At 58.2% G+C, this 2,167-nt stretch carries 4 protein-coding genes; 3 read left to right on the top strand and 1 reads right to left on the bottom strand.

Translation table 11 applies throughout. The features are described from left to right. From EN893_RS38340 to EN893_RS30275, 3 genes are all read left to right on the top strand, one after another. Positions 1 to 277, top strand: a 277-nt coding sequence (locus tag EN893_RS38340) for a hypothetical protein (RefSeq protein ID WP_164901246.1), incomplete at its 5' end; no start/stop codon positions are given. After that, positions 274 to 627, top strand: a complete 354-nt coding sequence (locus EN893_RS38335; protein ID WP_127268641.1) for a hypothetical protein — start codon at positions 274 to 276, stop codon at positions 625 to 627. The genes EN893_RS38340 and EN893_RS38335, both read left to right, overlap by 4 nt. Further along, positions 614 to 895 (top strand): DUF2283 domain-containing protein, encoded by a 282-nt coding sequence (locus tag EN893_RS30275; protein WP_164748895.1) that lies wholly within the window; start codon positions 614 to 616, stop codon positions 893 to 895. The genes EN893_RS38335 and EN893_RS30275 overlap by 14 nt, the downstream gene beginning before the upstream one ends. A 62-nt stretch (positions 896 to 957) precedes the next feature. Here EN893_RS30275 and EN893_RS30270 read toward each other — a convergent pair. Further along, the coding region (locus EN893_RS30270) for an NAD+ synthase (protein ID WP_128362035.1) at positions 958 to 2,167 on the bottom strand (1,210 nt) is incomplete at its 5' end.

Raw genomic sequence — 2,167 nt, 5'->3', positions numbered from 1 at the left:
CCTCAATACACCGGAGTTCTACGGCGCCAGCGTCCAGCTTTTTGTCAGTAGCACCGACATCAGCGTTATCTTTGCTAGGCAGGTGCCCGTCATCGCAAAAAATACACATGCAGGGATGATGCTGCCAGCGGCCGTCGTTCATCTAAGCCCCGGAACGGCGAAAGACCTGCAGACAATCCTTGCTCGGCAACTTGCCGAATACGAAGCGGAATGGGGCGAGATTCAGACCGCCTATACACGGCGGATCGCCGCCGAGGGTGCGAGAAAAAAGAAGTGACCGGCTACAAGGTCATCTCGACCGATGCAGTGCCGGGACTGAAGGAAGTCAGACTTTACGAAAGCACCATCGAACATGTTAAGACCGAGCACCCTGAAGTGCCGGTCGAACTGCCTTCTATCGAGATCGCAGTGGGTTCAGCGATCAGCAATCCAACCCATGTCGAAAAAAGTTACGGAAATTCAGTGGTTTTCGTTGATACAGAGAGCACCAATGCCACAGGCGACCCTCTTAGGTTGCCTGTGAAATTGGTAGGTGATGGAACATCAGGTCGTGTTAAAACATTCTACTTCGCAGAGACGACCGGCGACCGAGAGTTGGTGTATCGGAGGCCAGATGAGCAGGATTAGCGCTTTCGAGGTCGTTTATGATGCCGATTCCGACGTGCTCTACATAAGCCGTCGGAGGGACGTTGCCGCTCGCGGCATCGAGGACAAGTCAGGTATCGTTTGGCGCTACGACCGCAGTGGTGAGTTAATCGGCGCTACTGTCGTAGACTTCCATGATCTGTGGGCGTCGCGTGGCGACGAACTTGCATCGGAGCTTTCGGAAAAATTCCATGTCCCTACGCCGCAGGCTCAGGTTGTGGTGAACTTTGCCCTCGAACAACGGGACTGATCCCATGTTATCACTCGCGAAAGCCGAGAAAGAGGGAAGCTGGAGTCAATGAAATCAGACTATCAGCCGCGATCCCTGAACCGGTTGGTGATGGGATAGCGGCGGTCGCGACCAAAATTCTTTTTGGTGATCTTCACGCCCGGCGCGGCCTGCCTTCGCTTGTATTCTGCGATGTAGAGCAGATGCTCGATGCGCGTCACCGTCGCCCGGTCATGGCCGCGCGCGACGATGTCGTCGACACCCATCTCATTTTCCACCAGGCATTCGAGGATGTCGTCCAGCACCGGATAGGGCGGCAGCGAATCCTGGTCGGTCTGGTTCTCGCGCAATTCCGCCGATGGCGCCTTGTCGATGATGTTTTTCGGGATCACCTCGCCCGAGGGCCCGAGCGCGCCCGGCGGCACGTGGCTGTTGCGCCAGCGCGACAGCGCGTAGACCTGCATCTTGTAAAGGTCCTTGATCGGATTGAAGCCGCCATTCATGTCGCCATAGAGCGTGGCGTAGCCAACCGACATCTCGCTCTTGTTGCCCGTGGTGACAACCATCGAGCCGAACTTGTTGGAGATCGCCATCAGGATGGTGCCGCGCGCTCGGCTCTGCAAATTCTCCTCGGTGATGCCTTCCTTGGTGCCTTCGAATATCTGCGTCAGCGCGTGCAGAAACCCTTCGACCGGCTCGAAGATCGGCACGATGTCATAGCGGCAGCCGAGCGCCCGGGCGCAATCCTCGGCATCCTTCAGCGAGTCCTTCGAGGTGTAGCGATAGGGCATCATGACGGCGCGCAGGCGTTCCTCGCCGAGCGCATCGACGGCAAGCGCCGCGCAGATCGCCGAATCGATGCCGCCGGACAGACCAAGCACCACATTCTTGAAGCCGTTCTTGTTGACGTAGTCGCGCAGGCCCAACATGCAGGCGCGATAGTCGGCCTCCTCCCGGTCCGGGATTTTCGACATCGGCCCTTCCGAGCAGACCCAGTGATCCCCTTGTCTTTTCCAGGTGGTGATGTCGACCGCTTCCTCGAACTGGCTCATCTGGAAGGCAAGCGTCTTGTCGGCGCCAATGGCAAACGACGCGCCGTCGAAGATCAACTCGTCCTGCCCGCCAAGCTGGTTGGCATAGATCATCGGCAGCCCGCATTCGATGACCTGGCGGATGACGACCTGGTGGCGGACATCGATCTTGGCGCGATAATAGGGCGAGCCGTTCGGCACCAGCAGGATTTCCGCCCCGCTTTCGGCCAGCGACTCGCAGATATCGACGTCGCCCCAGATG

It is taken from the genome of Mesorhizobium sp. M7A.F.Ca.CA.004.04.2.1 (assembly GCF_004022825.1).
Lineage (GTDB): Bacteria > Pseudomonadota > Alphaproteobacteria > Rhizobiales > Rhizobiaceae > Mesorhizobium.
Note: the sequence above shows the minus strand (reverse complement) of the source record. Positions and strands in the feature narration are given on the sequence as shown.

Coding starts and splice junctions, on each gene's coding strand:
- EN893_RS30275 (WP_164748895.1), top strand. CDS start 614: ATGAGCAGGATTAGCGCTTTCGAGGTCGTTTATGATGCCGATTCCGAC.